The organism is Paracoccus fistulariae (assembly GCF_028553785.1).
GTDB classification, from domain to species: domain Bacteria; phylum Pseudomonadota; class Alphaproteobacteria; order Rhodobacterales; family Rhodobacteraceae; genus Paracoccus; species Paracoccus fistulariae.
This window is the reverse complement of sequence record NZ_CP067136.1, coordinates 2,835,842-2,858,369: the sequence shown is the minus strand read 5'-3', so window position 1 is coordinate 2,858,369 and position 22,528 is coordinate 2,835,842. Positions and strand designations below refer to the sequence as shown.

Here is a 22,528-nt window from a genome sequence, read left to right as displayed (position 1 = left end):
CCTCTTGTCTTTTCGCCAGCCTAGCGCCGCCGCAGCGGCTGTGCCAGTTCCGTTGCAACCGCCCACCAGCCGCGCCCCGACAGCGCATCCGCAGCCGTCCGCGCGGCATCGGCGCTGTCATAAAGGCCAAAGCATGTCGCGCCCGATCCCGACATCCGTGACAGGGCCGCGCCGCTGTCCTGCAAGGCCCGCAAGACCTGATCGATCTGCGGACAGATCCGGCAGGCGGCGGGCTGCAGATCGTTGCGCGTGCCGCGCAGCCAGCCGACAAGATCATCAAGCCCGGAAAATGCCGGGATCGTCGGCAGGGGCGGATTGTCGCGCCGCTCCATCGCGGCGAAAACCTGCGGCGTCGGCACCGCCACGCCCGGATTGACCAGCACCATCGGCACCGAGGGAATGGCGGGCAAGGGCGTTACGATCTCGCCCACGCCCTGCATCCGCGCCGGAGCGGAGAGCAGGCAGACCGGCACATCCGCGCCCAGCCGTTCCGGGTTGTCGGGCAATCCATAGCCCATCCGCGTCAGCGTCCGCAGCACCGCCGCCGCATCCGCGGACCCGCCGCCGATGCCCGAGGCGACGGGCAGGTTCTTGGTCAGGCCGATGGCGACCTCTGCCCCCATCGACCGCGCGGCGCGCAGGCAAAGGTTATCCTCATCCGGTTGCAGACCAGCGGCGAAGGGACCATCCAGCGTCAGCGACAGCGGCCCCGGCTGAAGCCGCAGATGATCGCCAATCCCGGCGAACACCACCAGCGAATCCAGCAGGTGATAGCCATCCTTGCGCCGCCCGGTGACATGCAGCGCAAGATTCAGCTTGGCCGGGGCAAATTCGGTCTGCAGCGACATGGATCAGTTGTGATTCGAGGCCTGCGGCTCTGCTATCGGCGCCGATCCCTTCGGCTGGTTGCCCGAGGCTTTTTCCTCGGCCAGCACCGCATCAAGACCACGCTCCAGCTTGGCCCGGACCCGGTCGGCATCGACATCCCCCGCATCGGTCGGTTCCAGCGACAAGGCACGTTTCCACTGGATTTCGGCTTCGCGATGGCGGCCCACCATCCAATAGATATCGCCCAGATGGTCGTTGACCAGCGGATCCTGCGACATGGTGCCGATGGCACGTTCCATCGGTTCGACGGCTTCCTCGAAACGGCCCAGACGGAAATAGGCCCAGGCCAGCGAATCCTGAATATAACCGTCATCGGGCGACAGCTCGACCGCCTTCTGGATCATCTCCAGCCCGCGATCCAGATTCTCGTTCCGGTCGATCCAGCTATAGCCAAGATAGTTCAGCAGACTGGCCTGATCGGGGCGGATCTCGATGGCGGCCAGCAGATCCTGCTCGGCGCGCTCGAACTGACCCGCCCGTTCCAGCGCGATGCCGCGCGCGTAAAGCGGGAACCATTTCGCCTCGGGCGGCTGATCCTCCAGCAGGGCCAGCGCCTTGTCATAGGCCGGCACGGCCTTGTTGAATTTTTCCTGCTGCCGCAGCAGATCGCCCAGCGCCATCCAGGCCTGCGGAAGGTCGGGATAGGCGGCGGTCAGCGCCAGGGCGGCCTTTTCGGCCTCATCGCGGTGATCCGCGCGGGACAGCGCGTCGATCCGCGCCAGTTCGGCGATCGGACGCATCTGACCCATGCGGCGCAGGGCCTCGAATTCCGGCTCGGCCAGGTGGAATTGCTCTCGTTCCTGCAAAAGCTGGGCCATCATCAGCCGCGCCTCAGCGCTGTCGGGCGACAGCCAGACGGCAAGACGGGAATAGATCAGCGACAGCGGTTCCGGTTCGGGGCTGCTGGCCAGCGCCGTGGCCAGCGTCAGAAAGACCTGCGCGATGCCATCGGCTGCGGTCTTGACCACGTCGAAGCTGACCGGCTCACCATCGGCGATGCGGTTGCGCAGGGCCAGCAGTTGCGGCTCTGCCTCGATCCCCTCAAGCGAATCCAGCATCGCCACGGCCTCGTCGCGACGATCAAGCTGGGTCAGGATCTCGGCCCGGGCGGTAAAGCCCAACAGATGCGCGCCGGTGGCCGGATCGGCCAGCAGGCTGTCGGCACCTTCGTAATCGCCGACCATCGCGCGGGCCAGCGCCAGATGGTAATTCACCATCGGCGCCACGCTGCGCGCCTTGGCCATGTCTTCGAATTTCTGCAATGCCTCTTGCGCGCGGCCCGCCCCCAGCAGGCCCCATGCCTCCAGCATGCCATCCAGCAGATCGGATTCGATGGCTGCACCCGTGGGCTTGTTGGCCAACGAGTCCAGCAGCCCCTGCCAGTCGCCGCCATGGGCCAGCGCGGCGCGCTGGATCAGGCCGGAAAGCTCGGTCGGATCGCCTTCGGTCGCGATCTGGTCGGACAGCTTCACCGCGCGGTCGATCTCACCCGCCGAGACCAGCGAGACCAGCGCGCTGTCCTGCAGGTACCGATCCGAGGGATCATGCGCCACCGCCTGCACGAAATAGCGCGCGGCGGCCCCGAAATCATTTTCCACCGTCGCCATCCGCGCGGCCAGATAGGGTCCGGCCAGACCGAAGGTCAGCGGGGCCTGAGGCGCCTTGGCCTGCGCCGCGGGCGCATCATCGCCCGGCCGGGGCTCGGGTCGCTGCTGCGCGGCGGCAGGCAGGGCCAGGCCGGCCATCAGCGCGGCGATCAGGGCCATGTTCGGGCGGCTTTGGGTCACGTCTTCCATCCCGGAAATCACTAAACTGTTCCGGCGACCCTAAACGCGACGGGCGGGGCAAGCAATCGCTGCGCCCCGCCCAAAATTCACATATTCGGGTAATTCGGCCCATCTCCGCCTTGTGGGGTGGTCCAGTTGATGTTCTGGCTGGGGTCCTTGATGTCGCAGGTCTTGCAATGGACGCAGTTCTGGAAGTTGATCTGGAAGCGTGGCCCGTCGCTGCCCTCGATCACCTCATAGACGCCCGCCGGGCAATAGCGCTGCGCGGGTTCGTCATAGACCGGCAGGTTCACCGAGATCGGGATCGAGGGATCCTTCAGTTTCAGGTGGCAGGGCTGGCTTTCCTCGTGATTGGTAAAGCTGAAGGCCACATTGGTCAGCCGGTCGAAGGACAGCTTGCCGTCCGGTCTCGGATAGTCGATCTTCGGGAAATCCGCCGCCTTGCCCGTGGCTGCGGCATCGGTCTTGCCATGTTTCCAGGTGCCCAGCGGGTTCCAGCCGGTCAGGTTGGACACCCACATGTCGAAACCGCCCAGGGCCAGCGACGGCCACAGGCCCAGCTTCGACCAGATCGGCTTCACATTGCGGACCTTTTTCAGATCCTTGGCGATATCGCCGCCGCGCACGGCGCTGTCATAGGCCTCCAGCCGGTCGCCCGCGCGATCCGCGGCCAGTGCCGCCGCGGCCGCCTCGGCCGCCTCGATGCCCGAGATCATCGCATTATGGTTGCCCTTGATCCGCGGCACATTGACCATCCCGGCCGAACAGCCCAGCAGCACGCCGCCATCGAAGGACAGCTGCGGCAGCGATTGCCAGCCACCCTCGCTGATCGCGCGGGCGCCATAGGCGACGCGCTTGCCGCCTTCCAGCAGCTCGGCCACCATCGGGTGATGCTTGAAACGCTGGAATTCCATATAGGGATAAAGATGCGGGTTCTGGTAATTCAGGTGCACGACGAAGCCGACCAGAACCTGATTATCCTCGAAGTGATAGATGAAGCTGCCGCCACCGGCATTCTTGCCCAGCGGCCAGCCCATGGTGTGAATGACCCGCCCCTTCTGGAACTTGGCCGGATCGACCTCCCAGATTTCCTTCATGCCGATGCCGAATTTCTGCGGCTCATGACCGTCGGACAGGTTCAGCCTGGTGATGATCTCCTTGGCCAGAGAGCCGCGCACGCCTTCGGCGATGAAGACATATTTACCGTGCAGTTCCATCCCCGGCTCGTACATCGGGCCGGGCGTGCCATCGGGGTTCAGCCCCATCTCGCCCGCGACGACGCCTTTTACGCGGTCGCCGTCCCAGACGATCTTGCTGGCCGCCATGCCGGGAAAGATCTCGACCTCCAGCGCCTCGGCCTGCTCGGCCAGCCAGCGGCAGACATTGCCCATGCTGACGATGTAATTGCCGTGATTGTTCATCAGGGGCGGCATCGGCCAGTTCGGCACGCGGACCTGACCGGCCTCGCCCAGAACGAAGAAATTATCGTCCACCACCTCGGTGCTGACCGGCGCGCCCTTTTCCTTCCAGTCCGGGATCAGCCGGTTCAGACCCGAGGGATCCAGCACCGCGCCCGACAGGATATGGGCGCCGACCTCGGACCCCTTTTCCAGCACCACCACGTTGATCTCGGGATTGATCTGCTTCAGGCGGATCGCCGCCGAAAGCCCGGCGGGGCCAGCCCCCACGATCACGACGTCATATTCCATCGACTCGCGTTCGATCTGGACTTCCTCGGACATGCTTGGCTTCCTCCTGGCTGCGATGTTGGCCAATAAGTAACCTGCCACGCGGTCTGGGGCAATTGTGACGCAGGGATGCAAATGGCTGAAATTGGCCTGCCCCCCTGGCGATGGGCTTGCAAAGCACCGGAATTTCGGTTCTCGTGCCCGGACAGGATTAGTTTTCGCGCCCCTGCCATTCCGAATGGCGGGGGCGTTCACTTAGCATCTGCTTGGCAAAGCGCAGATCCACGAGGATGAGGGCCGCGATGGACAAGATACCGATGACCCGTAAAGGCGCCGATGCGCTGGAGCAGGAACTGAACCAGCTGAAGTCGAAAGAGCGTCCCGCGATCATCCGTCAGATCGCCGAGGCGCGCGAACATGGCGACCTGTCCGAGAATGCCGAATATCACGCTGCTCGCGAAAAGCAGGGCTTTATCGAGGGCCGCATCAAAGAGCTGGAATCGATCCTGTCGCTGGCCGAAGTGATTGACCCGACAAAGCTTTCCGGCGCGATCAAGTTCGGCGCCACGATCGAGCTGATCGATGAGGATACCGAGGAAGAGCGCAGCTATCAGATCGTCGGCGAACCCGAGGCCGATATCGAACGCGGCCTGCTGAACGTCCGCTCGCCTCTGGCGCGCGCGCTGATCGGCAAGGAGGAGGGCGACAGCGTCGATGTCACCACCCCCGGCGGCCAGCGCAGCTACGAGATCCTTCGCGTCCGCTTTATCTGACCCGCAGCAGCCCCATGTCCTTGCGTCACCGCGTCACATCGCTGGCACAAAGCGATTCCCTGTCCATCATCGGAATCGCCCTGTCGGCCGCCTGGCTGGTTCTGTTGCTGCTGTTCTGGCTGCTGGCGCCCCCGGGCGATGGCGGTCAGGGCGGGCTTGCGACATTGCTGGGGGTGATGGGGGCGGTGCTGCCGGTGGCGCTGATCTGGCTGGCCATCGGACTGGCCCGCGCCATCGCCACCCTGCAGACCGAGGCGCAGGAATTGCGCCGCGATATGGCCCAGATGCAAGGGGGCGTGGTGCCCGCCCGCCCGCTGCCGGATCAGACAAGGCCCGGCGGCTCCGGCGTGCGCATGGTCGCCCCGGCTCAGGCGCCCCGCGCGCAGGATCGCCCGGCAGAACGTCCGGCCCAGCCCATGCCGCGCCCGGCCCGCGCATCTGACCAGCGGCAGCACAGCATGCGCTTTGACGGGCCCGAGCAGGCCTCGGTCACGCCAGAGACGATGATCCGGGCAATGAATTTCCCGAATGGCCCCGAGGATACCGAGGCCATCACCGCCCTGCGCATGGCGCTGAAAGATCCCAATTATTCCCGCATCCTGCGCGCCGCGCAGGATGTGGTGACGCTGCTGGCCGGGCGCGATGTCTATATGGATGACCTCGTGGCGACGCCAACCGATATCGCCGCCTGGCGCGGCTTTGGCGAGGGGCAGCGCGGCGCGACCGTGGCGGGGGTCGGCGCGATCCGCGACGCCATGGCGATCGAGGTGACCGCCGATTACCTGCGCGCGGATGAGATCTTTCGCGACACGGCCCATCACTTCATGCGGCAATTCGACGTGACAATGACCCGGCTGATCCCGGCGCTGGAGGACGACCAGATCGCCATGCTGGCCGACACCCGCTCGGCCCGCGCTTTCATGCTGTTGGGCCGTGTGGCCGGGATCTTCGACTGACCCGGACCGGCCTTTAGTCGCCTGACGAAAGCGTTCCGGGTTAAGGGTGAAGCAGTCTTGCTTCGCGTTGAGCGTCTGCCGTGGGGCAGGCTGAGCGGATATGTCTCAAGCTGAACCCAAAAAGACCTAGTTGCGGTTGGAAATCTCACATCCGATCCCGTCGCCGTCCCGGTCCAGATGCGGGCCATATCCGGGCGTCCCGATCATGACCGGTGCGGCGCCCGCCTGTCTTGCTTCCGTGCAATTGCGATAGGGTCGCGCCTCTGGCAAAGCCCCGATCAGGCCAGAAGCCTCGACCATCGCGCCAACCTGCTGCGTCGGCGCCCTGTGGCAGTGATAATCCCCGGTCTTTCGGTTCGTGTGACAGCCTTCCGAATTCAGCCCACCGCCATGCGCTGCGCTGTCAGAGGGATAAACGGCACAGAAAAATGCCAGCAAGAAGAGCAGCAAAATACTCATCTCAAATCTGTTAACGAATTATTAATATTCGTTAACGAAGCCCCCGGAGGCGATTCGAGTCAAGTTCCCCGCACGTCAATTGCTCATACCGGCCTGCGCATGATCACAACCTGCCCCGACCAGATCCGGCCATAGCGTCCGCGCGTCAGCTCGGAAAACCCAAGGGCGCGATAGAAGGCAATGGCGGCTGTGTTGCGGGCCAGAACCTCGGCCCGCAGACCGGGTCGGCCGCAGGCACGGGCGCGGCGGCCGGCCTCGGCCAGAAGGGCGCGCCCGGTGCCCGCACGGCGCTGCCGGGCCACGATCCCGTCGATCACCAGATCCGCCGTCGGCGGCGCGGCGCGATACAGCCAGCGCAGCGACAGGGGGGGCGCCAGCAGAAAGCCGCCCTCGGAATCGCGCAAACCCATGACGCCCGCCACCCGATCCTGCGCGTCGATGGCGGCAATACCATGGGCCGGGCAGATATGCGGCACGCGGTCACGCCGATGGCGCGGGCCAAAACTGTGCCACCAGATCCGCGCGGCCTCGGACAGATGGGTTTGGGGTATCGGGCTCAGCAGGCGCATCAGGGGCCAGCTTGCTTCTTCTGGATCATCATGACAGCAAGGTGCCTCGAACCGCCAGAAAGCAAAAGCGCAATGTCTCCGACCCCTGCCCCGCGTCCTGACGATCAGCAACCCGTCGCCGATGATCCGGCTGTCAGACGCGCCCTGTCGCGCACCCCGCGCGAGGCGTTTCTGCATGGCATGATCCAGTCCATTCCGCTGCTGATCGTGATCATCCCCTTTGGCCTGCTGTTTGGTGTGGTCGCGACCGAGGCCGGGATGGATATTCTGCAGGTGATGGGCTTTTCGGTGCTGGTGCTGGCGGGGGCGTCGCAATTTACCGCCGTGCAGCTGATCACCGAAAATGCGCCGACGATCATTGTCATCATCTCGGCCCTGGCGGTGAATTTGCGGATGGCGATGTATTCGGCATCGCTGGTGCCCTGGCTGGGCGGGGCAACCGGCGCGCAAAAGGCTTGGGTCGCTTATTCCATGATCGATCAGACCTATGTGCTGTCGATCCAGCATTACGAGAAATATCCGCGCCTGACGATGACGCAGCGCCTGGCCTATTTCGCCGGGGCCGCAGTGGCGCTTTGCGGGCCGTGGATGATCGCGACCTGGCTGGGCGCGACCGCGGGCAAGGCGATCCCCGACGATATCGCGCTGGATTTCGCACTGCCGATCACCTTCATCGCCATGATCGCGCCGATTCTGCGCACGCCGGGACATCTGGCGGCCTGCTTTGTCTCGATCGTCGCGGCGCTGATCTTTGCCGGATTGCCCTCGGGGCTTGGGCTGCTGGTGGCCGCGCCGCTGGGCATGATCACGGGGGCCGTGGTCGAGGTCTGGACGGAACAGAGGAAGCTGCCATGACCAGCGATTACGGCGATCTGCGGATCTGGATCATCATTCTGGTTCTGGGGGTCGGAACCTTCCTACTGCGCTGGTCCTTTCTGGGCGGGCTTGGCAATCGGCAGATCCCCGAATGGGCACTGCGGATGCTGCGCTACACGCCCGTGGCGGTGCTGCCCGCGCTGGTCGCCCCGCTGGTGACATGGCCCGCCGCGACGGGGGGCGAAACCGATCCCGCGCGGCTTCTGGCCGCCACGGCGACGCTGGTTGTCGGCGTCCTCAGCCGCAGTGTCATCGCCGCGATCATTGCCGGGGCGGCGACGCTGGCGCTGACGCTTTACCTGATATAGCCGGTGATCGTGCCGTCTTTCTGACGCAGCAGCACATCGTGATTATTGGCCGGATCGCCATCCTGATGGCGCTTCGAGGTCACGCCCGGAAGGGTCAGGAACCAGTTCCGCAGACGGATCGGTGAAAAGCCCGAGGGCGCGCCTTCGAAGCCCGGCACACCGCGCAGAACCTGACTGGTGGCCACGGCGCAGAAGCTTTTATTGGCGGCGCCATTCGCCTCGGCCCGGCGGATGGCCAGATCGGCCACCTCTCGGCTGACCGGAACGCGATCCTCGGCCACCCAATAGGTGCTGCGGGCGTGGTAATCGATGTAAAAATTCTTGTAATTGTCGGTGATCCCATACAGCACGTCATGCCGTTCGGGGATATAGGGATGGCTCCAGCTGCCTGCGGGGTCGTAAATGATCCGCTGGCTGCCATTGATCAGCAGGCCGGAATGCCCGCCCTCGCCCCGGGGAATGCCGATCACGGTGAACAGCGTGATCGACGGCGGCTCATTCGATACGAAACGCGCATTCCGTACGGCCTCGTCGCTGGCCCAGATATTGTCAGCGCCGCAAGCGGCAAGAAGGGCGGGCGCTGCGGCCGCCAGGAAAACACGTCTCTTCATAAAACAAAACCGCCGTTAAGGCCGGGTCAGGAATTGACCAGCGCCAGGAAAATCAGTGCCACGATCGAGGCCATGCACACCCAGTTCACCGCCTTCAAAAAACCGGAAAAGGTTTTGCGTTGCTCGGTGATGTCCATCTCACCCGGTTTGTAATCGGTCACTTCGTCATGCGAGGCCATGCCGTTCTCCTGTCAGCGTTTCTTCATCCGATAACGGAAAGCGATCCGGCTGTCACGCCCCCCACAGCACTGCGCCGTCGCTTTCGCCGACCGCTGTGACAACGCCTTTCTGGCGCAGATAGTTGATATGGGCGACGGCTTCGACCAGTGCCAGACCGATCTCTCCGTCGCCGATCTGGCGCTTGAAGAGGACGTCGAAACATCCGACGGCGCTGCGCGGGGCGTCGGACAGTGCCTTTTCCAACCGCTGCAACGCGCCGTGGTGATTGTCGATCAATTGCCGCAGCCGGGTGGGCAGACCGGTAAAGGGCAGCTTGTGGCCGGGCAGCACCAGATGGCGCGGCTGCGCCAGGTCCAGCATGCGCTGACAACTGTCCAGCCATTCTGCGACGGGATTCGCCTCGGGCTCGGTCGGGTAAACCCCCAGATTGGGCGAGATCGAGGGCAAAAGCTGATCGCCGCCGATGACCAGATCGTCATCCAGCGACCAGAAGGTCGCATGACAGGGCGCGTGGCCGTGCCCCATCACCACCCGCCAGCGACGGTTGCCAAAGCGGATCTCCTGCCCCTCGGTCAGGCGGGTGAAGCCCAGCGGCAGGGGGTGGACGACATCGGCGAAATTGAAGGGGCGTTCGCTGGCGCGGCTGGCCAAAATCTCGGGCGGCATGCCCGCGCGACGCCAGAATCGCAGCGCCTGTTCCGAGGGGCGGTCCTGTTCATCCAGAACCAGCATCCGCGCCATCAGCCAGGCGGTGCGGCTGATCAGCAGGTCGGCGCCATCCTGCGCCATCAGCCAGCCCGCCAGCCCGATATGATCGGGATGGTGATGCGTGCCGATCACGCGGCGGATCGGTCGTCCGGCCAGCGGGCCGTCACGCAATTGCTGCCAGATGGCGCGACCCCGGCGGCTGTCAAAGCCGGTATCGACAACGGTCCAGCCGTCCTCATCCTCCAGCGCATAGATATTCACGTGATCCAGCGCCATCGGCAAAGGCAGCCGCGTCCACAGCACGCCGGGGGCGACCTCGATCGCGTCGCCCTCGGCCGGGGTTGTGGGGAACGGGGTGACGATCACGCCCGGAATTCACCGGCCAGAACCGCGTCGTCAATCTGGCTGAGATCGGCCAGACCCGCCTGCGCCTCGACAAGGTCCGAGGCATAGCGCGGCAGGACCCGTGCCATATAGACCCGCGCCAGCGCCAGATGATCGGCCCCGCCATTCTGCGCGGCCTTCAGGTGATAGGCCCCGCCCAGCACCCGCGCGAAAGCCGACAGATAGGGCACAGCGCCCGCGAAACGCTCGGCCATGTCACGCTCCAGCATCTCTTGCGTGGCTTCACGCAGGGTCTCGGCGGCCTGCCAGACCTGATTGGCCAGATCGGGATGCGAGGGCTGCACGGCCTTCGCGCCATCAAGGATCTCATCCAGCAGCCGCATCGCGGCCTCGCCCCCGTCCGAAAGCTTGCGGCCGACCAGATCCATCGCCTGAATGCCGTTCGTTCCCTCATAGATCGGGGTGATGCGCACATCGCGAAGATATTGCGCGGCGCCGGTTTCCTCGACATAGCCCATGCCGCCATGCACCTGCACGCCGGTATCGGCCACGCGGCAGCCGACATCGGTGCCGTAAGCCTTGGCAATCGGCGTCAGGAAGGCCGCGCGGGCCGCATGTTCGGCATCGCCGGTGGCAATTTCCATGTCGATGGCGGTGGCGCAGGCCAGGCAGATGGCGCGGGCGGCAAAGATCTCGGCCCGGGCGGTGGCCAGCATCCGGCGCACATCGGGGTGCTGGATGATCGGACCCATCTGGTTGCGGTCATGGGCATAGGCCACGGCCTGTTGCAATGCCGCCTCGGCCACGCCGACGCCCTGCATGCCAACGCCCAGACGCGCGACATTCATCATCGTGAACATGGCCGCCATGCCGCCATGCTCCTTGCCAACCAGCCAGCCGGTCGCGCCGTCATAGGACATCACGCAGGTCGGGCTGCCGTGGATGCCAAGTTTTTCTTCAAGGCTGACCACCTTCAGGCTGTTGGCCACGCCGGGATTGCCCTCGGCATCCGGGATCAGCTTCGGCACCATGAACAGGCTGATGCCCTTGGTGCCCTTGCCGCCATCGGGCAGGCGCGCCAGCACCAGATGGCAGACGTTTTCCGTCACATCACTATCGCCCCAGGTGATGAAGATCTTCTGCCCGGTAACGCTGTAGGTGCCGTCATCGTTGCGCTCGGCCTTGCTGCTCAGCGCGCCGACATCGCTGCCCGCGCCCGGTTCGGTCAGGTTCATCGTGCCCGACCATTCGCCGCTGATCAGCTTGGGCAGGTACAGCGATTTCAGCTCATCGCTGGCGTGATGTTCCAGCGCCTCGATCTGGCCCTGCGTCAGCAGCGGGTTCAGTTGCAGCGACAGGCAGGCGCCCGCCATCATTTCCGACACCGACATGTTCAGCGCCTGCGGCAGACCCATTCCGCCATAATCGGGATTGGCGGGCAGGCCGATCCAGCCCCCCTCGGCAATCGCGCGGAAACCCTCGGCATATCCGGGGCTGGAGCGCAGCTTGCCGTTTTCCAGAACGGCCGGATGTTCATCGCCATTGCGGTTCAGCGGCGCCAGCACATTGGTGGCCATCTTGCCCGCTTCCGACAGGATCGCCTCGGCCGTTTCCGAGGTCGCATCGGCAAAGCGCTCGCTGTTGGCAAGTTCAGGAAACCCGACGATATTGTTCAGGATAAAACTGATCTGTTCGACCGGTGCAGTGTAAGCCATCTTCCTTCTCCCCCAAGCGCGGCTTGGCTTTACCCAAAGTCGCGACTATCAAAATGCGTGTACGGATATCTTAGGAAGCCTGCCGTCAGGCTCAACAAAAACCCGGCGTCATAACGAAGGCCGATCAGGGTGATCATGGATGAAACCCCACGTCACAAAGCAAACCCGCCGCTTGATCGCGGATGATGGCGGTATCGAACAGGCCGCGACGCTGCTGGCCCAGGGCGAAACCGTCGCCATCCCGACCGAGACGGTCTATGGCCTTGCCGGCGACGCGCGCAACGGCGATGCGGTGGCGCGGATCTATGCGGCCAAGGGGCGGCCCAGCTTCAATCCGCTGATCGTGCATCTGGCCGACCGGGCGATGGCCGATGAAATCGGCGTCTTCGGGCCAGAGGCCGGTCTGCTGGCCGATGCCTTCTGGCCCGGCGCGCTGACGCTGGTGCTGCCGCTGCGGCCAATTGCCCGGATCGCCTCGCTGGTGACGGCGGGGCTGGACACGATTGCGCTGCGCCTGCCTGCCAATGACACCGCGCGGGCGCTGCTGCGCCGCTTTGGCGGTCCGCTGGCCGCGCCATCCGCCAATGCTTCGGGCCGGATCAGCCCGACCAGCGCCGATCATGTGCTGGACCCGGAAGGCGGCCTGTCGGGCAGGATCGCCGCCGTGCTGGATGCGGGCCCCTGCCCCGTCGGCGTGGAATCCACCATCATCGGCTGGGTGCATGGCCGCGCCACGCTGCTGCGTCCCGGCGGCATCCCGGCCGAGGCGATAGAGGCGGCACTGGGTCACGAACTGGCCGGTTACACAGCCGATCAGTCCGCCCCCAATGCGCCCGGCCAGCTGACCAGCCATTACGCACCCAAGGCGCACCTGCGCCTGAACGCCACCGAGACGCGCGAGGGCGAGACGCATCTGACCTTTGGCCGACCGGGCCCCTTCGCCCTGTCCTCTGTCGGCGATCTGACCGAGGCCGCGGCCAATCTGTTCGACATGCTGCGCCGTGCGGACAGCCTTGGCCGTCCGATTGCGGTCGATCCGATCCCGGATCACGGGTTGGGGGTGGCGATCAACGACAGATTGCGCCGCGCCGCCGCCCCCAGATCCTGACCGGTTACAGGCCCATCGCGCGATAGGATTGCGAGATGCGGTCGATGGACACGATATAGGCCGCCGTGCGCAGGTCATCGACACGTTCGTTTGTATACCAGACCTCGGCCATGCTCTGGAACGCGGCGCGCATGGTGTCGTCAAGACCCGAACGCACCAGTTCCAGCTCGCTTGCGCCCTTCAGATAGCGGTCCTTGAAATTGTCGGACAGGGTCCAGCCAAGGCCGCGATCCGCCGACAGCCGTTCAAGTTCATTCACCAGCATCAGATGCCGGGCCTCTTGCTCGCGGCGCTGCATGCGGCCGAAGCGGATATGGGTCAGGTTCTTGACCCATTCGAAATAGGACACGGTCACACCGCCCGCATTGGCATACATGTCGGGAATGATCACCACGCCGCGCTTTTTCAGCACCTCATCGGCCTCGGCGGTGACGGGACCATTCGCGGCCTCGACGATCAGGCGGGTGTTGATCTTGTCGGCATTGCCGGTGTTGATCACGCCCTCGACCGCGGCGGGGATCAGGATGTCGCATTCCAGTTCCAGCGCGCCAAGGCTGTTTTGCGAATATTCCGCGTCGGGGAAACCATGTACGCCGCCGGTTTCGGCGATATGGGCGCGCAGCTTGTCGATATCCAGACCGGCCGTATTCATCACCGCGCCGTCACGTTCGGCCACGGCAATGATGCGGGCGTCATCTTCGGTCGAAAGGAACTTGGCGGCGTGATAGCCCACATTGCCCAGACCCTGCACGATGACCCTTTTGCCCGCCAGTTGCCCCTCCATGCCGGCGGTCTTCATCGCATCGGGATGGCGGAAGAATTCGTGGATCGCATATTGCACGCCGCGCCCCGTCGCCTCGACACGGCCGGCGATGCCGCCAAAGGACAAGGGCTTGCCGGTCACGCAGCCGCGCGCATTGATATCATCGGGGTGAAGCCGCTTATAGGCATCGGCCATCCAGGCCATTTCGCGTTCGCCCGTGCCCATGTCGGGGGCGGGCACGTTCTGGCTGGGAGAGATCAGGTTGCGGCGCGACAGCTCATAGGTGAAGCGGCGGGTGATCATCTCCAGCTCATGCTCTTCCCAGGCGCGCGGATCGATGCACAGCCCGCCTTTCGAACCCCCAAAGGGCACCTCGACCAGCGCGCATTTGAATGTCATCAGCGCCGCCAGCGCCTCGACCTCGTCCTGGGTGACATCCAGCGAATAGCGAATACCGCCCTTGACCGGCTCCATATGTTCAGAGTGGACCGACCTGTAGCCCGTGAAGGTCTGGATCTGCCCCCGCAGACGAACGCCGAAACGCACGGTATAGGTCGAATTGCAAACCCGGATCTTTTCTTCCAGACCGGGCGAAAGATTCATGAAGCCCGCCGCATGCGTGTACATCCGCTCGACAGAGTCGCGAAAAGACGTTTGGCCAACTGACATAGGTCCCTCCTTCAATTGTTAATCGATTCTCCACCTCTGATCCTTCAGGCTAGTCGAAGCGGCTGGTCGTCGTCACGAAAGAGTTGATTATTTTTCAAGCAAAATTGCTCCAACATACAGCACCTTTGAGCGGTCTACTTGCACAGAATGAAAATTGTGACGAAACCCAAAGGTAAGTTATCGCATTATCTAAAGTAACCAGCACGCCGTTGTACCAAGTTCAGGACTGATCATGAAGAAAAAACAAACAGTTAGCCAGGGGCGCAAGTTCAGCCAGGTCGTAGAGGGCGCCAAGAACATTTTTCTTCGCGACGGCTATGCCGGGGCGAGCGTCGATGAAATTGCGCAGGCCGCCGCTGTTTCCAAGGCGACGCTCTACAGCTATTTTCCAGACAAGAAATTGATGTTCGACGAGGCGATCGGCACCGAATTGCGGCGCTTGGGAGAGATTACCCCGATCAAAATTTCGTCAGATACGACTGCGGAACAGGCGATTCCCCTGATCGCCAGGCAGATTGCGGTGTGGCTGGTTACCCCCGCGAATGTGCATATGTATCGCATCCATGTGGCCGAAGCCGGTCGCTTTGCGGGTCTTGCCGCCGACTATCGTGCGACGGTCCGCAGGCTGCTGGTGGATGAGCTGCGCCCGCATCTGGATCGTTGGGTCGCGGGCGGCGAGCTGCAGATCGAGGACAGCGTCGTGGCGGCCGAACAGCTTGTCTGCCTCGCCGGAACCGGGCTGATGGATGCGGCACTTCTGGGCAAGCGCGATCCCGTGACCGAGCCGGAACTGGCGCGAAACGCGGATTCGGCGGCGCGGGTCTTTCTGCGGGCCTATACACGGCTGGCGAATGATGCGGAACGGATGACGGCTGCGGAATGAACCGGGGGCTGGCCCCGACAGATGGGCAACACTGATATAAACGTGAGCCAGCCCTTGGCTTCTCAGACCGGCGCAAGCGGCCTATACATGGTCGCGAAAGCCTGACGTGATAACAGGCGCGCATGAGGGAAGAGACCATAGCACGATGACCCAGACCAAGTTGATCCTGCCGCTGATCGCGGCCGCCGCCGCGCTGGCGGGTTGCATGCCCGCACCCGCCCCCGTCCCTGCCTATGACCAGCCCGCCGTCGCCCCCGCGCCGGTGCAGCCTGTTCCCGCCGCGGCAAGCGGCATCAGCGGCCTGGAAGAGCGCAAGCCGGACCTGTGCGGCGCCAAGAACTATACCAGCGCGCTGAACCAGCCGGGAAGCGTGATCCCGACCCTTGGCGTGACCAAGGAATATCGCGTCGTCGAATATCGCGGGATCGAGCCGCAGGAATATGATCCGAACCGCGTCGTCTTCCGGCTGGATGCTGCCGGGAATGTCACGAATGTCGATTGCGGATGATTGCCATGCGCCACCTGCCTATTCTGCTGGCCCTGACCGGCACCGCGATTCTTGCCGCGTGCGATCCGGTGCCGGTGACCCCGAAACCGGATGAGGCGGGCGATGCCTGCCGCGCCTCGGCCTATCAGGGGCTGATCGGCCAACCGCGCGCCGTGTTGGATCAGATGAATTTCCCCATTGGCACCCGCCAGATCGGTCCCGATGACGCCGTTACCGCCGATTTTCAGGCGAAGCGGCTGAATATCGAATATGGCGCCAGCGGCCGGATCGAGAAGGTCAGCTGCTACTGACCGGCCCATTGACGCAACCGAAGGCGGCATCCGGCGATGCCGCCTTTTTGCATTGATTTGCACCGCAGCCGGTGCCACCATCCCGATATGATGAATGCAGCGCCGCCCTTTCCGGCTGATCCAGATCGCGTTGTCTTTGACCGGCAAGAGCTGGGCCTGATCCTGTCCGTCTATGGCAGATTCGTCGCCGCAGGAGAGTGGCGCGACTATGCCATGTCCTTCCTGAAAGAGGTCGCGATCTTCAGCGTCTTTCGCCGTGCGACCGAACATCCGCTGTATCGGATCGAAAAGCGCCCCCGGCTGCGCGGCGCGCAGGGCGCCTATGCGGTGATCGGCATGGATGGGCGCATCCTGAAACGCGGCCACGATCTGGCACAGGTGCTGCGTGTGCTGGACAAGAAGCTGATCCGGGCGGTGGAATAAGGTCCGGGGATGAAAGCGGCGCGATGTTCCGGCGGCTGCCTGTGCGGCAAGGTTCGCTTTCAGGCGACAGGGGCGCCATTGCGCGTCGGGCTGTGCCATTGTCTGGACTGTCGCAAGCATCACGGCGCGCTGTTCTTTGCAGCTGCGATCTATCCGCAGGATGCCGTCGACATCACCGGCGATCTGTCCGACTATCAGGGCCGCGCCTTCTGCCCCCGCTGCGGATCCTCGGTCCTGTCGCGTTCGGGCGATGAAATCGAGGTGCATCTTGGCGCGATGGACGAGATCGACCAGTTTGTCCCGGACTACCAGCTTTGGACCTGCCGCCGCGAGGCCTGGCTTCCCCCGTTCGAGGGCCTGCCCAGCTTCGATAAAGATCGGGACGAACCATAGGCCCGCAGGGCGACAGTCTGCAGTCGCGCCGTGATCGCAACCGTAGTTGGCGGACATGGTTCAGGTCATGTCAGCACGAGCCGCCGCAAGGCCGAAGCAATATTCACGAAAGCGTGATTGATGCAACAATCTGGGCTGCGATCTCGTCTGTGAAGTAACGATGATAGAAGGACCAAGGCCCTGATTTTCTTCCCAACAACGGTGCAAACTCCCTGTCTCCGCAGCGCGTTCCTGCACGGCTCTGTCCCACCTGTCGGCACGCCGATCCATGCCGGAGGCAGTCGGCCTCGCCACATCAACGCCCATCCGCGCGTCAAGGCAGAAGAGGTCCGGGCGTGAGGGGTGTGAAACGAGGGCGTGTCGCGGTCATTGGCAGCGGAATCTCGGGTCTGGGCGCGGCCTGGCTGCTGGATCCGCATCACGAGGTCACGCTGTTTGAAAAGGAAGCCCGGGCCGGCGGGCATGCCCGCACCGTGCGCGCCGAGGACGTCGATGTCGATACCGGCTTCATCGTCTGCAATCGCCGCACCTATCCGCTGTTCGTGCCGCTGATGGAACATCTGGGCGTCGCGCTGGAACCAAGCGACATGTCCTTCGCCGCCAGCTTCGCGGATGGCCGTTATGAATATGGCACCTTTTCCACCCGCGCCATGTTCGCGCAGCCCATGTGCCTGATGGATGCCGGGCATTGGCGGCTGATCCGCGATATCCTGCGCTTTTTCAGGCAGGCGCCGACCTATCAGAACCACGAAGGCAGCATCGGAGAGCTGATCCGGTCCCTGCGTCTGGGCGATGAGTTTCGCGACCGGTTCCTGCTGCCGATCTCGGGGGCGATCTGGTCGACGCCGACAGCAGATATGATGCAATTCCCGGCCAGCACCTTCGTGCGCTTTTTTGACAATCACGGGCTGCTGTCGGTGAATGGTCAGCCGCAATGGCTGACCGTCACGGGCGGGTCGCAAAGCTATGTCTCGGCGATGCTGAAACGGATCTCGGGCGATGTCAGGCTGTCCTGTCCGGTGGATTCCGTGCGGCGCGATGGCGATGGCGTGGTGATTGCCAGCCCGCGCGGCGAAGAACGCTTTGACGCGGTTGTCTTTGCGACCCATGCGCCGCAGGCTTTGGCGATGTTGCAGCAGCCCGATCACGAGGAAACCGCGATTCTGGGGGCGATGCGGACGCAGCCCAACCGGATGGCGCTGCATTCGGATACGCGGCTGATGCCCCGGCGGCGCTCTGCCTGGGCGTCCTGGAACTATGTGACACGCGGTGCGACGCCTGCGACGGACCGGCCGATCAGCCTGTCCTATTGGATGAACCGCTTGCAGAATCTGCAAACCCGGCACCCGCTGATCGTCACCCTGAACCCCGAGATCGAGCCCACCCATATCCATGACGAGGCGATTTTCGCCCATCCGCAATTCGACGCGGCCGCCGTTGCGGCGCAGGACCGCCTGCCCGGGATCCAGGGGCGCGGCGGGATCTATTACGCCGGTGCATGGACCCGCTTTGGCTTTCACGAAGACGGCCTGCTTTCGGCCCTGCGCGTGGCACAGGCAATGGGCATCGACTGGCCATTGGGCGCCGATCCCTGGACCCCGGCGAAAAGGCTGGCGCGATGAGCGTCGATCTGTGGGACGGCGCGCTGATCGACGCGGCGATCTGGCATGCGCGGTCGGGCGATGTGTCGCGGCAATTCCGGTATCGCGCGCTCTACGCGGCGCTGCCGGTCGAGGCGCTGGAGGCTGACCGCCTGCCGCTTCGCCCCGACCGTGCCGGGATCTGGCGGCTGCTGCGCAGGGATTACGGCGCGCGGGATGGCAGCCCGCTGTCCGATTTCATCCGCGATCAGCTTGGCGCGATCGGGTTGGATCATTGCCATACCACGCTGGTGACCATGCCGCGCGGGCTTCTGAACGGGTTCAATCCGGTCAGCTTCTGGCTGGCCCGCGACGATCAGGGGCTGCGCGCCGTTCTGGCCGAGGTCTCGAACACATTCGGCGAAAGCCATCTGTACCTGTGCCACCACCCCGATAACCGCCCCATCCGGCGCAGCGACCGGCTGACCGGCGACAAGCTGTTTCACGTCTCGCCCTTCCTGCCGCGCGAGGGCAGCTATGTCTTTCGCTTCGATCCCGGCCCGGGGCGCTTCGGCGCCTGGGTGGACTGGATCGGCGTTGACGGGACGCTGCGGCTTCAAACCTCGATGGCGGGGCAGGCGCGCCCGCTGACCCGTGCCAGCCTGCGCCGTGCAACGCTGCGCAACGCATGGCAGCCCTTGCGCGTTGTCGGGCTGATCCATTGGCAGGCCGCGAAGCTGTTTTCGCGGGGTGTCCGCTATCGAACCAAGCCCACGCAACTTGTCACGCGACAGTCGCAGGCCACGAAGACGGAGAGTACCGATGTTTGAGCAGCGCATAAGATCGCAATTTCTGCGCAGCCTTGATGGCATCAGCTTTGGACAGCTCAGCCTGACGATACCTGATGGCACGACGCGCGTCTTTGCGGGCGACCAGCCGGGGCCGGTCGCGGATCTGACCATCCATGACTGGCGCATGGTGCCCGCGCTGGCCGCGAAAGGCGATATCGGCCTGACCGAGGCCTATCGCGATGGCTGGTGCGATTCGTCCGATCTGGCCGCGCTGCTGACATTGGGGCTGATGAATGAAGAGGCGCTTGAACGCTATATCTATGGCAAACCCTTACAGGCGCTGGCCATGCGGCTGCTGTATCTGCTGAACCGCAACACGCGATCCGGATCGCGGCGCAATATTGCCGCGCATTACGATCTGGGAAACGCGTTTTACGGCCTCTGGCTGGACGAAACCATGACCTATTCATCGGCCCTGTTCGGCAAGGGCGACGATCTGGCCGCCGCCCAGCGGCGCAAATATGACCGTGTCATCGACGGGCTTGCCGGGAATTCCGGCCGCCTGCTGGAAATCGGCTGCGGATGGGGCGGATTTGCCGAACGTGCCCTGCAACGGGGCGATTTTGCGCCGAAAGGGCTGACGCTCTCCAGCGAACAGGCCGCCTATGCCCGCGCCCGTCTGGGACCGGGGGCCGAGATTGCGCTGCAGGATTACCGCGACGAGAAAAGCCGCTTCGATCACATCGTCTCGATCGAGATGTTCGAGGCCGTGGGCGAGGCCTACTGGCCCTCGTATTTCGGCAAGCTGGCCGAGGCGCTGAGCGACAAGGGCCGCGCCATGATCCAGACCATCACCGTCGCCGACCGCTATTTCGACCGCTATCGCAAGGGCGGCGACATGATCCGCAGCTTCATCTTTCCCGGCGGCATGCTGCCCTCGCCCGAACGCTTCCGGGCAGAGGCCGAGCGTACCGGCCTGCGGATCGAGGATGCCTTCAGCTTCGGTCGCGACTATGCCCGCACCCTGACCGAATGGCTTGAGCGTTTCGACGCCCGCCGGGCCGAGATTCAGGCGATGGGCTTTGACGACGCCTTCATCCGCGTCTGGCGCTTTTACCTTGCCGCCTGCATCGCCTCTTTCTCGGTCGGTCGGACGGATGTGAAGCAGTACCGGCTGGCCCATGCCTGATGCCGCGCCGGGCCATCGCGATCTGGCGGCCTACGGCGCGCTTGCCCTGCCGCTGGCCTTTGGCGGCCTGCCGCTTTACATCCACGCCCCGGATTTCTTCGCGGTCGAGCGTGGGGTTTCGCTGGCAGCATTGGGGCTGGCGCTGTTCTGGCTGCGGATATTCGACGCGGTGCTGGACCCGATGGCCGGATGGGCCGGGGATCGCTGGCCGCGCGCGCGCGGCGCGCTGGTAACGGCCGGGGCCGTTCTGCTGGGACTGGGTGTCATGGCACTGTTCGCGCCGCCCCCCTTGCCCGTGCTGATCTGGTTCCTTGTGGCGATGGTGCTGGCCAGCCTTGGGCACAGCCTGATTTCGGTCAATCTGATGACGCTTGGCGGCCTGTGGCGGCAGGATCCGGCGCAGAAATCCCGCATCAGCGCCGCACGCGAGGGCTTTGGGCTGGCGGGGCTGATCCTTGCGGTCGTGCTGCCCTCGACCCTGCAGCAGGTCATCGGGCGACAGGCGGCGCTGATGGCGCTTGCGGGGATTCTGGCGGTGCTGCTGCTGATCACATTGCCGATTTTTCGCCGCTGGCTGGCCTCGGTCAGGCTTCAGATCCGCATCGTGCCGGATGCAAGACCGGATTGGAAGGCGCTGCTGCCCTTCTACGGGGTCGCGGCACTTGTTCTGCTATCGGCCGCGCTGCCCGCCGCGCTGATCCTGATGCTGGTTCGCGATCTTCTGGGGGCCGAGGATCTGGCCGGGATCTTCCTGCTGGCCTATTTCGCCGCCGCCTTGCCCGGCGCCGCGATGGCAGGCTGGCTTGCCGGACGCAGGGGCGCGGTCCCGGTCTGGGCGGTCAGCCTGATCCTGTCCGGTATCGGCTTCGCCTTTGCGCTGACATTGGACCCGGGCGACACGGCGGCCTTCCTGTGGATCTGCCTTGCCACCGGGTTCTGCTTTGGCGCCGATCTGGTCCTGCCGCCCGCCATTCTATCGGACCGGATCGAGGCCACTGCGACACAGGCCGCCGCCAGCCGCGCCTATGCCATGCTGGGCTTTCTGACCAAGCTGGCGCTGGCTTTGGCCGGGGTGGTCGCGCTGCCACTGCTGCAACTGGCCGATTTTCAGCCCGGTCAATCAAATGGGCCACAGGCCTTGCGGGCATTGCTGCTGCTTTACGCGGCGCTGCCACTGGCGCTGCGAGCATTGGCTGTAATGGGGCTGATCTTTCTGCACAAAAGGGGATCGATATGAGCGAGAGAATCTGGATCATGGGGGCCTCGGACGGGATCGGCGCGGCCCTTGCCCGGGTCTGGGCGGCGGAGGGGGCCGATCTGATCCTGTCTGCACGCTCGGCCGACAAGCTGTCGGATCTGGCCGAAGAACTGGGCAGCGGGGCGACCGTGCTGCCCTGCGATGTCACCGATCGGGACAGTCTGGCCGCTGCCGCATCGCGGATACAAGAGGGCGGGCCGCTGGATCGCGCGGTGACGCTGGCCGCGCTTTACGATCCGGGCAAGGTCATGCAGGTGGACCCCGACCGCGCGGGCCAGATCGTCACCGTGAACCTGACGGGCTGTTTCAACTTTGCCCGCGCCGCCACGCCTGTGCTGCGACAGGGTGGGCAACTGGCGCTGACCGGATCGGTTGCGGGATATATGGGGCTGCCACAGGGCCAGATCTATTCGGCGACCAAGGCCGCGGTCGCCAACCTTGCCGAATCCTTGCGCGCCGAACTGGCCCCCCAGACCGACGTCAGGCTGATCAGTCCGGGTTTCGTGGCAACACGCCTGACCGAGAAGAACGAGTTCGACATGCCCGCGCTGATGCAGCCCGAAGATGCGGCGAAAGCAATCGTGAATGGCCTGAACCGTAAGGGTTTCGAGGTCCATTTCCCCCGCCGCCTGACCCTGCCCCTGAAACTTCTGCGCGCCCTGCCCTATGCCATCTCGCTGCCGCTGACCAAAAGGCTTGTGCGGTAAAGGGGGCGCTTGCCGTTCCCCGGTCCGTGGAAATTCAGAAATCCGCCCGCGAACCGGGCGGTTCAGGACAAGGACTGTCAACCCTGCCCGATGCCTCTGGCGG

Annotated in this window: 25 protein-coding genes; 15 read left to right on the top strand and 10 right to left on the bottom strand. The window is 64.4% G+C overall.

Annotation, left to right across the window (positions count from 1 at the left end):
• Nucleotides 1–20 precede the first annotated feature (20 nt).
• From JHX87_RS14130 to JHX87_RS14120, 3 genes are all read right to left on the bottom strand, one after another.
• Nucleotides 21–848 (bottom strand): 4-(cytidine 5'-diphospho)-2-C-methyl-D-erythritol kinase, encoded by an 828-nt coding sequence (locus tag JHX87_RS14130; RefSeq protein ID WP_271885589.1) that lies wholly within the window; start codon nt 846–848, stop codon nt 21–23.
• 3 nt (nt 849–851) lie between these two features.
• Nucleotides 852–2,675: a tetratricopeptide repeat protein gene (locus tag JHX87_RS14125; protein ID WP_272833706.1), complete on the bottom strand. Its 1,824-nt coding sequence runs from the start codon at nt 2,673–2,675 to the stop codon at nt 852–854.
• A gap of 86 nt (nt 2,676–2,761) precedes the next feature.
• On the bottom strand, nt 2,762–4,417 hold the full coding sequence (locus JHX87_RS14120) for an electron transfer flavoprotein-ubiquinone oxidoreductase (protein ID WP_271885591.1): 1,656 nt from the start codon (nt 4,415–4,417) through the stop codon (nt 2,762–2,764).
• Between the two features lie 248 nt (nt 4,418–4,665).
• Here JHX87_RS14120 and greA point away from each other — a divergent pair, with 248 nt between their 5' ends.
• Both greA and JHX87_RS14110 read left to right on the top strand, forming a co-directional pair.
• A complete protein-coding gene (gene greA, locus JHX87_RS14115) occupies nt 4,666–5,136 on the top strand; it encodes a transcription elongation factor GreA (RefSeq protein ID WP_271885592.1) in 471 nt (156 codons plus the stop codon).
• Nucleotides 5,137–5,150: 14 nt separating this feature from the next.
• Nucleotides 5,151–6,092 carry a hypothetical protein gene (locus JHX87_RS14110; RefSeq protein ID WP_271885593.1) on the top strand — a complete coding sequence of 314 codons (942 nt, stop codon included), beginning with the start codon at nt 5,151–5,153 and terminating at the stop codon, nt 6,090–6,092.
• A gap of 126 nt (nt 6,093–6,218) precedes the next feature.
• On the opposite strand, the gene JHX87_RS14105 is transcribed toward JHX87_RS14110, so the two are convergent.
• Together JHX87_RS14105 and JHX87_RS14100 are read right to left on the bottom strand one after the other, a co-directional pair.
• Nucleotides 6,219–6,551, bottom strand: coding sequence for an excalibur calcium-binding domain-containing protein (locus JHX87_RS14105; RefSeq protein WP_271885594.1), 333 nt, complete (start codon nt 6,549–6,551; stop codon nt 6,219–6,221).
• A gap of 83 nt (nt 6,552–6,634) precedes the next feature.
• Complete coding sequence (locus tag JHX87_RS14100; RefSeq protein WP_271885595.1) at nt 6,635–7,120, bottom strand: GNAT family N-acetyltransferase; 486 nt, start codon at nt 7,118–7,120, stop codon at nt 6,635–6,637.
• 72 nt (nt 7,121–7,192) lie between these two features.
• On the opposite strand from JHX87_RS14100, the gene JHX87_RS14095 reads away from it, so the two are divergent.
• Both JHX87_RS14095 and JHX87_RS14090 read left to right on the top strand, forming a co-directional pair.
• Nucleotides 7,193–7,975 (top strand): AzlC family ABC transporter permease, encoded by a 783-nt coding sequence (locus tag JHX87_RS14095; protein WP_377776048.1) that lies wholly within the window; start codon nt 7,193–7,195, stop codon nt 7,973–7,975.
• Nucleotides 7,972–8,304, top strand: a complete 333-nt coding sequence (locus tag JHX87_RS14090; protein ID WP_271885596.1) for an AzlD domain-containing protein — start codon at nt 7,972–7,974, stop codon at nt 8,302–8,304. Before JHX87_RS14095 ends, JHX87_RS14090 begins: the two co-directional genes overlap by 4 nt.
• On the opposite strand, the gene JHX87_RS14085 is transcribed toward JHX87_RS14090, so the two are convergent.
• Genes JHX87_RS14085 through JHX87_RS14070 form a run of 4 tightly spaced genes read right to left on the bottom strand, consistent with a single transcriptional unit; the run spans nt 8,292 to nt 11,863 of the window.
• Entirely contained in the window at nt 8,292–8,915 is a 624-nt protein-coding gene (locus JHX87_RS14085) for a hypothetical protein (protein ID WP_271885597.1), read from the bottom strand. The genes JHX87_RS14090 and JHX87_RS14085 overlap by 13 nt on opposite strands.
• A gap of 26 nt (nt 8,916–8,941) precedes the next feature.
• Nucleotides 8,942–9,094, bottom strand: a complete 153-nt coding sequence (locus tag JHX87_RS14080) for an aa3-type cytochrome c oxidase subunit IV (protein WP_271885598.1) — start codon at nt 9,092–9,094, stop codon at nt 8,942–8,944.
• A 52-nt stretch (nt 9,095–9,146) separates the two neighbouring features.
• Nucleotides 9,147–10,178 (bottom strand): MBL fold metallo-hydrolase, encoded by a 1,032-nt coding sequence (locus JHX87_RS14075; RefSeq protein WP_271885659.1) that lies wholly within the window; start codon nt 10,176–10,178, stop codon nt 9,147–9,149.
• Nucleotides 10,166–11,863, bottom strand: a complete 1,698-nt coding sequence (locus JHX87_RS14070; protein ID WP_271885599.1) for an acyl-CoA dehydrogenase — start codon at nt 11,861–11,863, stop codon at nt 10,166–10,168. The genes JHX87_RS14075 and JHX87_RS14070 overlap by 13 nt, the downstream gene beginning before the upstream one ends.
• Nucleotides 11,864–12,002: 139 nt before the next feature.
• Between JHX87_RS14070 and JHX87_RS14065 the strand changes: the two genes are divergently transcribed.
• Nucleotides 12,003–12,971 (top strand): L-threonylcarbamoyladenylate synthase, encoded by a 969-nt coding sequence (locus JHX87_RS14065; RefSeq protein WP_271885600.1) that lies wholly within the window; start codon nt 12,003–12,005, stop codon nt 12,969–12,971.
• Nucleotides 12,972–12,975: 4 nt separating this feature from the next.
• On the opposite strand, the gene JHX87_RS14060 is transcribed toward JHX87_RS14065, so the two are convergent.
• On the bottom strand, nt 12,976–14,403 hold the full coding sequence (locus tag JHX87_RS14060) for a Glu/Leu/Phe/Val family dehydrogenase (RefSeq protein ID WP_271885601.1): 1,428 nt from the start codon (nt 14,401–14,403) through the stop codon (nt 12,976–12,978).
• Between the two features lie 232 nt (nt 14,404–14,635).
• On the opposite strand from JHX87_RS14060, the gene JHX87_RS14055 reads away from it, so the two are divergent.
• The 10 genes from JHX87_RS14055 (at nt 14,636) to JHX87_RS14010 (ending at nt 22,425) form a co-directional block, all read left to right on the top strand.
• Nucleotides 14,636–15,286, top strand: coding sequence for a TetR/AcrR family transcriptional regulator (locus tag JHX87_RS14055; RefSeq protein WP_271885602.1), 651 nt, complete (start codon nt 14,636–14,638; stop codon nt 15,284–15,286).
• A 145-nt stretch (nt 15,287–15,431) separates the two neighbouring features.
• Nucleotides 15,432–15,794 carry a hypothetical protein gene (locus JHX87_RS14050; protein ID WP_271885603.1) on the top strand — a complete coding sequence of 121 codons (363 nt, stop codon included), beginning with the start codon at nt 15,432–15,434 and terminating at the stop codon, nt 15,792–15,794.
• Nucleotides 15,795–15,799: 5 nt separating this feature from the next.
• A complete protein-coding gene (locus JHX87_RS14045) occupies nt 15,800–16,084 on the top strand; it encodes an I78 family peptidase inhibitor (protein WP_271885604.1) in 285 nt (94 codons plus the stop codon).
• Between the two features lie 90 nt (nt 16,085–16,174).
• Entirely contained in the window at nt 16,175–16,507 is a 333-nt protein-coding gene (locus JHX87_RS14040) for a DUF2794 domain-containing protein (protein WP_271885661.1), read from the top strand.
• Nucleotides 16,508–16,516: 9 nt separating this feature from the next.
• Nucleotides 16,517–16,900, top strand: coding sequence for a GFA family protein (locus JHX87_RS14035; protein WP_271885605.1), 384 nt, complete (start codon nt 16,517–16,519; stop codon nt 16,898–16,900).
• Nucleotides 16,901–17,235: 335 nt separating this feature from the next.
• Nucleotides 17,236–18,522, top strand: a complete 1,287-nt coding sequence (locus tag JHX87_RS14030) for an NAD(P)/FAD-dependent oxidoreductase (protein ID WP_272833705.1) — start codon at nt 17,236–17,238, stop codon at nt 18,520–18,522.
• Entirely contained in the window at nt 18,519–19,310 is a 792-nt protein-coding gene (locus tag JHX87_RS14025) for a DUF1365 domain-containing protein (RefSeq protein ID WP_271885607.1), read from the top strand. The genes JHX87_RS14030 and JHX87_RS14025 overlap by 4 nt, the downstream gene beginning before the upstream one ends.
• Complete coding sequence (locus tag JHX87_RS14020; RefSeq protein ID WP_271885608.1) at nt 19,303–20,460, top strand: SAM-dependent methyltransferase; 1,158 nt, start codon at nt 19,303–19,305, stop codon at nt 20,458–20,460. Before JHX87_RS14025 ends, JHX87_RS14020 begins: the two co-directional genes overlap by 8 nt.
• Nucleotides 20,453–21,697: an MFS transporter gene (locus JHX87_RS14015; RefSeq protein ID WP_271885609.1), complete on the top strand. Its 1,245-nt coding sequence runs from the start codon at nt 20,453–20,455 to the stop codon at nt 21,695–21,697. The genes JHX87_RS14020 and JHX87_RS14015 overlap by 8 nt, the downstream gene beginning before the upstream one ends.
• Nucleotides 21,694–22,425 carry an SDR family NAD(P)-dependent oxidoreductase gene (locus JHX87_RS14010; protein WP_271885610.1) on the top strand — a complete coding sequence of 244 codons (732 nt, stop codon included), beginning with the start codon at nt 21,694–21,696 and terminating at the stop codon, nt 22,423–22,425. The genes JHX87_RS14015 and JHX87_RS14010 overlap by 4 nt, the downstream gene beginning before the upstream one ends.
• Nucleotides 22,426–22,528: the final 103 nt, after the last annotated feature.

Bases quoted from the DNA above. Each gene is read 5' to 3' on its own strand.
- JHX87_RS14130 (WP_271885589.1), bottom strand. From the start codon at position 848: ATGTCGCTGCAGACCGAATTTGCCCCGGCCAAGCTGAATCTTGCGCTG.
- JHX87_RS14110 (WP_271885593.1), top strand. From the start codon at position 5,151: ATGTCCTTGCGTCACCGCGTCACATCGCTGGCACAAAGCGATTCCCTG.
- JHX87_RS14095 (WP_377776048.1), top strand. From the start codon at position 7,193: ATGTCTCCGACCCCTGCCCCGCGTCCTGACGATCAGCAACCCGTCGCC.
- JHX87_RS14090 (WP_271885596.1), top strand. From the start codon at position 7,972: ATGACCAGCGATTACGGCGATCTGCGGATCTGGATCATCATTCTGGTT.
- JHX87_RS14055 (WP_271885602.1), top strand. From the start codon at position 14,636: ATGAAGAAAAAACAAACAGTTAGCCAGGGGCGCAAGTTCAGCCAGGTC.
- JHX87_RS14025 (WP_271885607.1), top strand. From the start codon at position 18,519: ATGAGCGTCGATCTGTGGGACGGCGCGCTGATCGACGCGGCGATCTGG.
- JHX87_RS14105 (WP_271885594.1), bottom strand. From the start codon at position 6,551: ATGAGTATTTTGCTGCTCTTCTTGCTGGCATTTTTCTGTGCCGTTTAT.
- greA (WP_271885592.1), top strand. From the start codon at position 4,666: ATGGACAAGATACCGATGACCCGTAAAGGCGCCGATGCGCTGGAGCAG.
- JHX87_RS14065 (WP_271885600.1), top strand. From the start codon at position 12,003: ATGAAACCCCACGTCACAAAGCAAACCCGCCGCTTGATCGCGGATGAT.
- JHX87_RS14015 (WP_271885609.1), top strand. From the start codon at position 20,453: ATGCCTGATGCCGCGCCGGGCCATCGCGATCTGGCGGCCTACGGCGCG.
- JHX87_RS14045 (WP_271885604.1), top strand. From the start codon at position 15,800: ATGCGCCACCTGCCTATTCTGCTGGCCCTGACCGGCACCGCGATTCTT.
- JHX87_RS14060 (WP_271885601.1), bottom strand. From the start codon at position 14,403: ATGTCAGTTGGCCAAACGTCTTTTCGCGACTCTGTCGAGCGGATGTAC.
- JHX87_RS14100 (WP_271885595.1), bottom strand. From the start codon at position 7,120: ATGCGCCTGCTGAGCCCGATACCCCAAACCCATCTGTCCGAGGCCGCG.
- JHX87_RS14085 (WP_271885597.1), bottom strand. From the start codon at position 8,915: ATGAAGAGACGTGTTTTCCTGGCGGCCGCAGCGCCCGCCCTTCTTGCC.
- JHX87_RS14050 (WP_271885603.1), top strand. From the start codon at position 15,432: ATGACCCAGACCAAGTTGATCCTGCCGCTGATCGCGGCCGCCGCCGCG.
- JHX87_RS14020 (WP_271885608.1), top strand. From the start codon at position 19,303: ATGTTTGAGCAGCGCATAAGATCGCAATTTCTGCGCAGCCTTGATGGC.
- JHX87_RS14120 (WP_271885591.1), bottom strand. From the start codon at position 4,417: ATGTCCGAGGAAGTCCAGATCGAACGCGAGTCGATGGAATATGACGTC.
- JHX87_RS14070 (WP_271885599.1), bottom strand. From the start codon at position 11,863: ATGGCTTACACTGCACCGGTCGAACAGATCAGTTTTATCCTGAACAAT.
- JHX87_RS14040 (WP_271885661.1), top strand. From the start codon at position 16,175: ATGAATGCAGCGCCGCCCTTTCCGGCTGATCCAGATCGCGTTGTCTTT.
- JHX87_RS14080 (WP_271885598.1), bottom strand. From the start codon at position 9,094: ATGGCCTCGCATGACGAAGTGACCGATTACAAACCGGGTGAGATGGAC.
- JHX87_RS14010 (WP_271885610.1), top strand. From the start codon at position 21,694: ATGAGCGAGAGAATCTGGATCATGGGGGCCTCGGACGGGATCGGCGCG.
- JHX87_RS14035 (WP_271885605.1), top strand. From the start codon at position 16,517: ATGAAAGCGGCGCGATGTTCCGGCGGCTGCCTGTGCGGCAAGGTTCGC.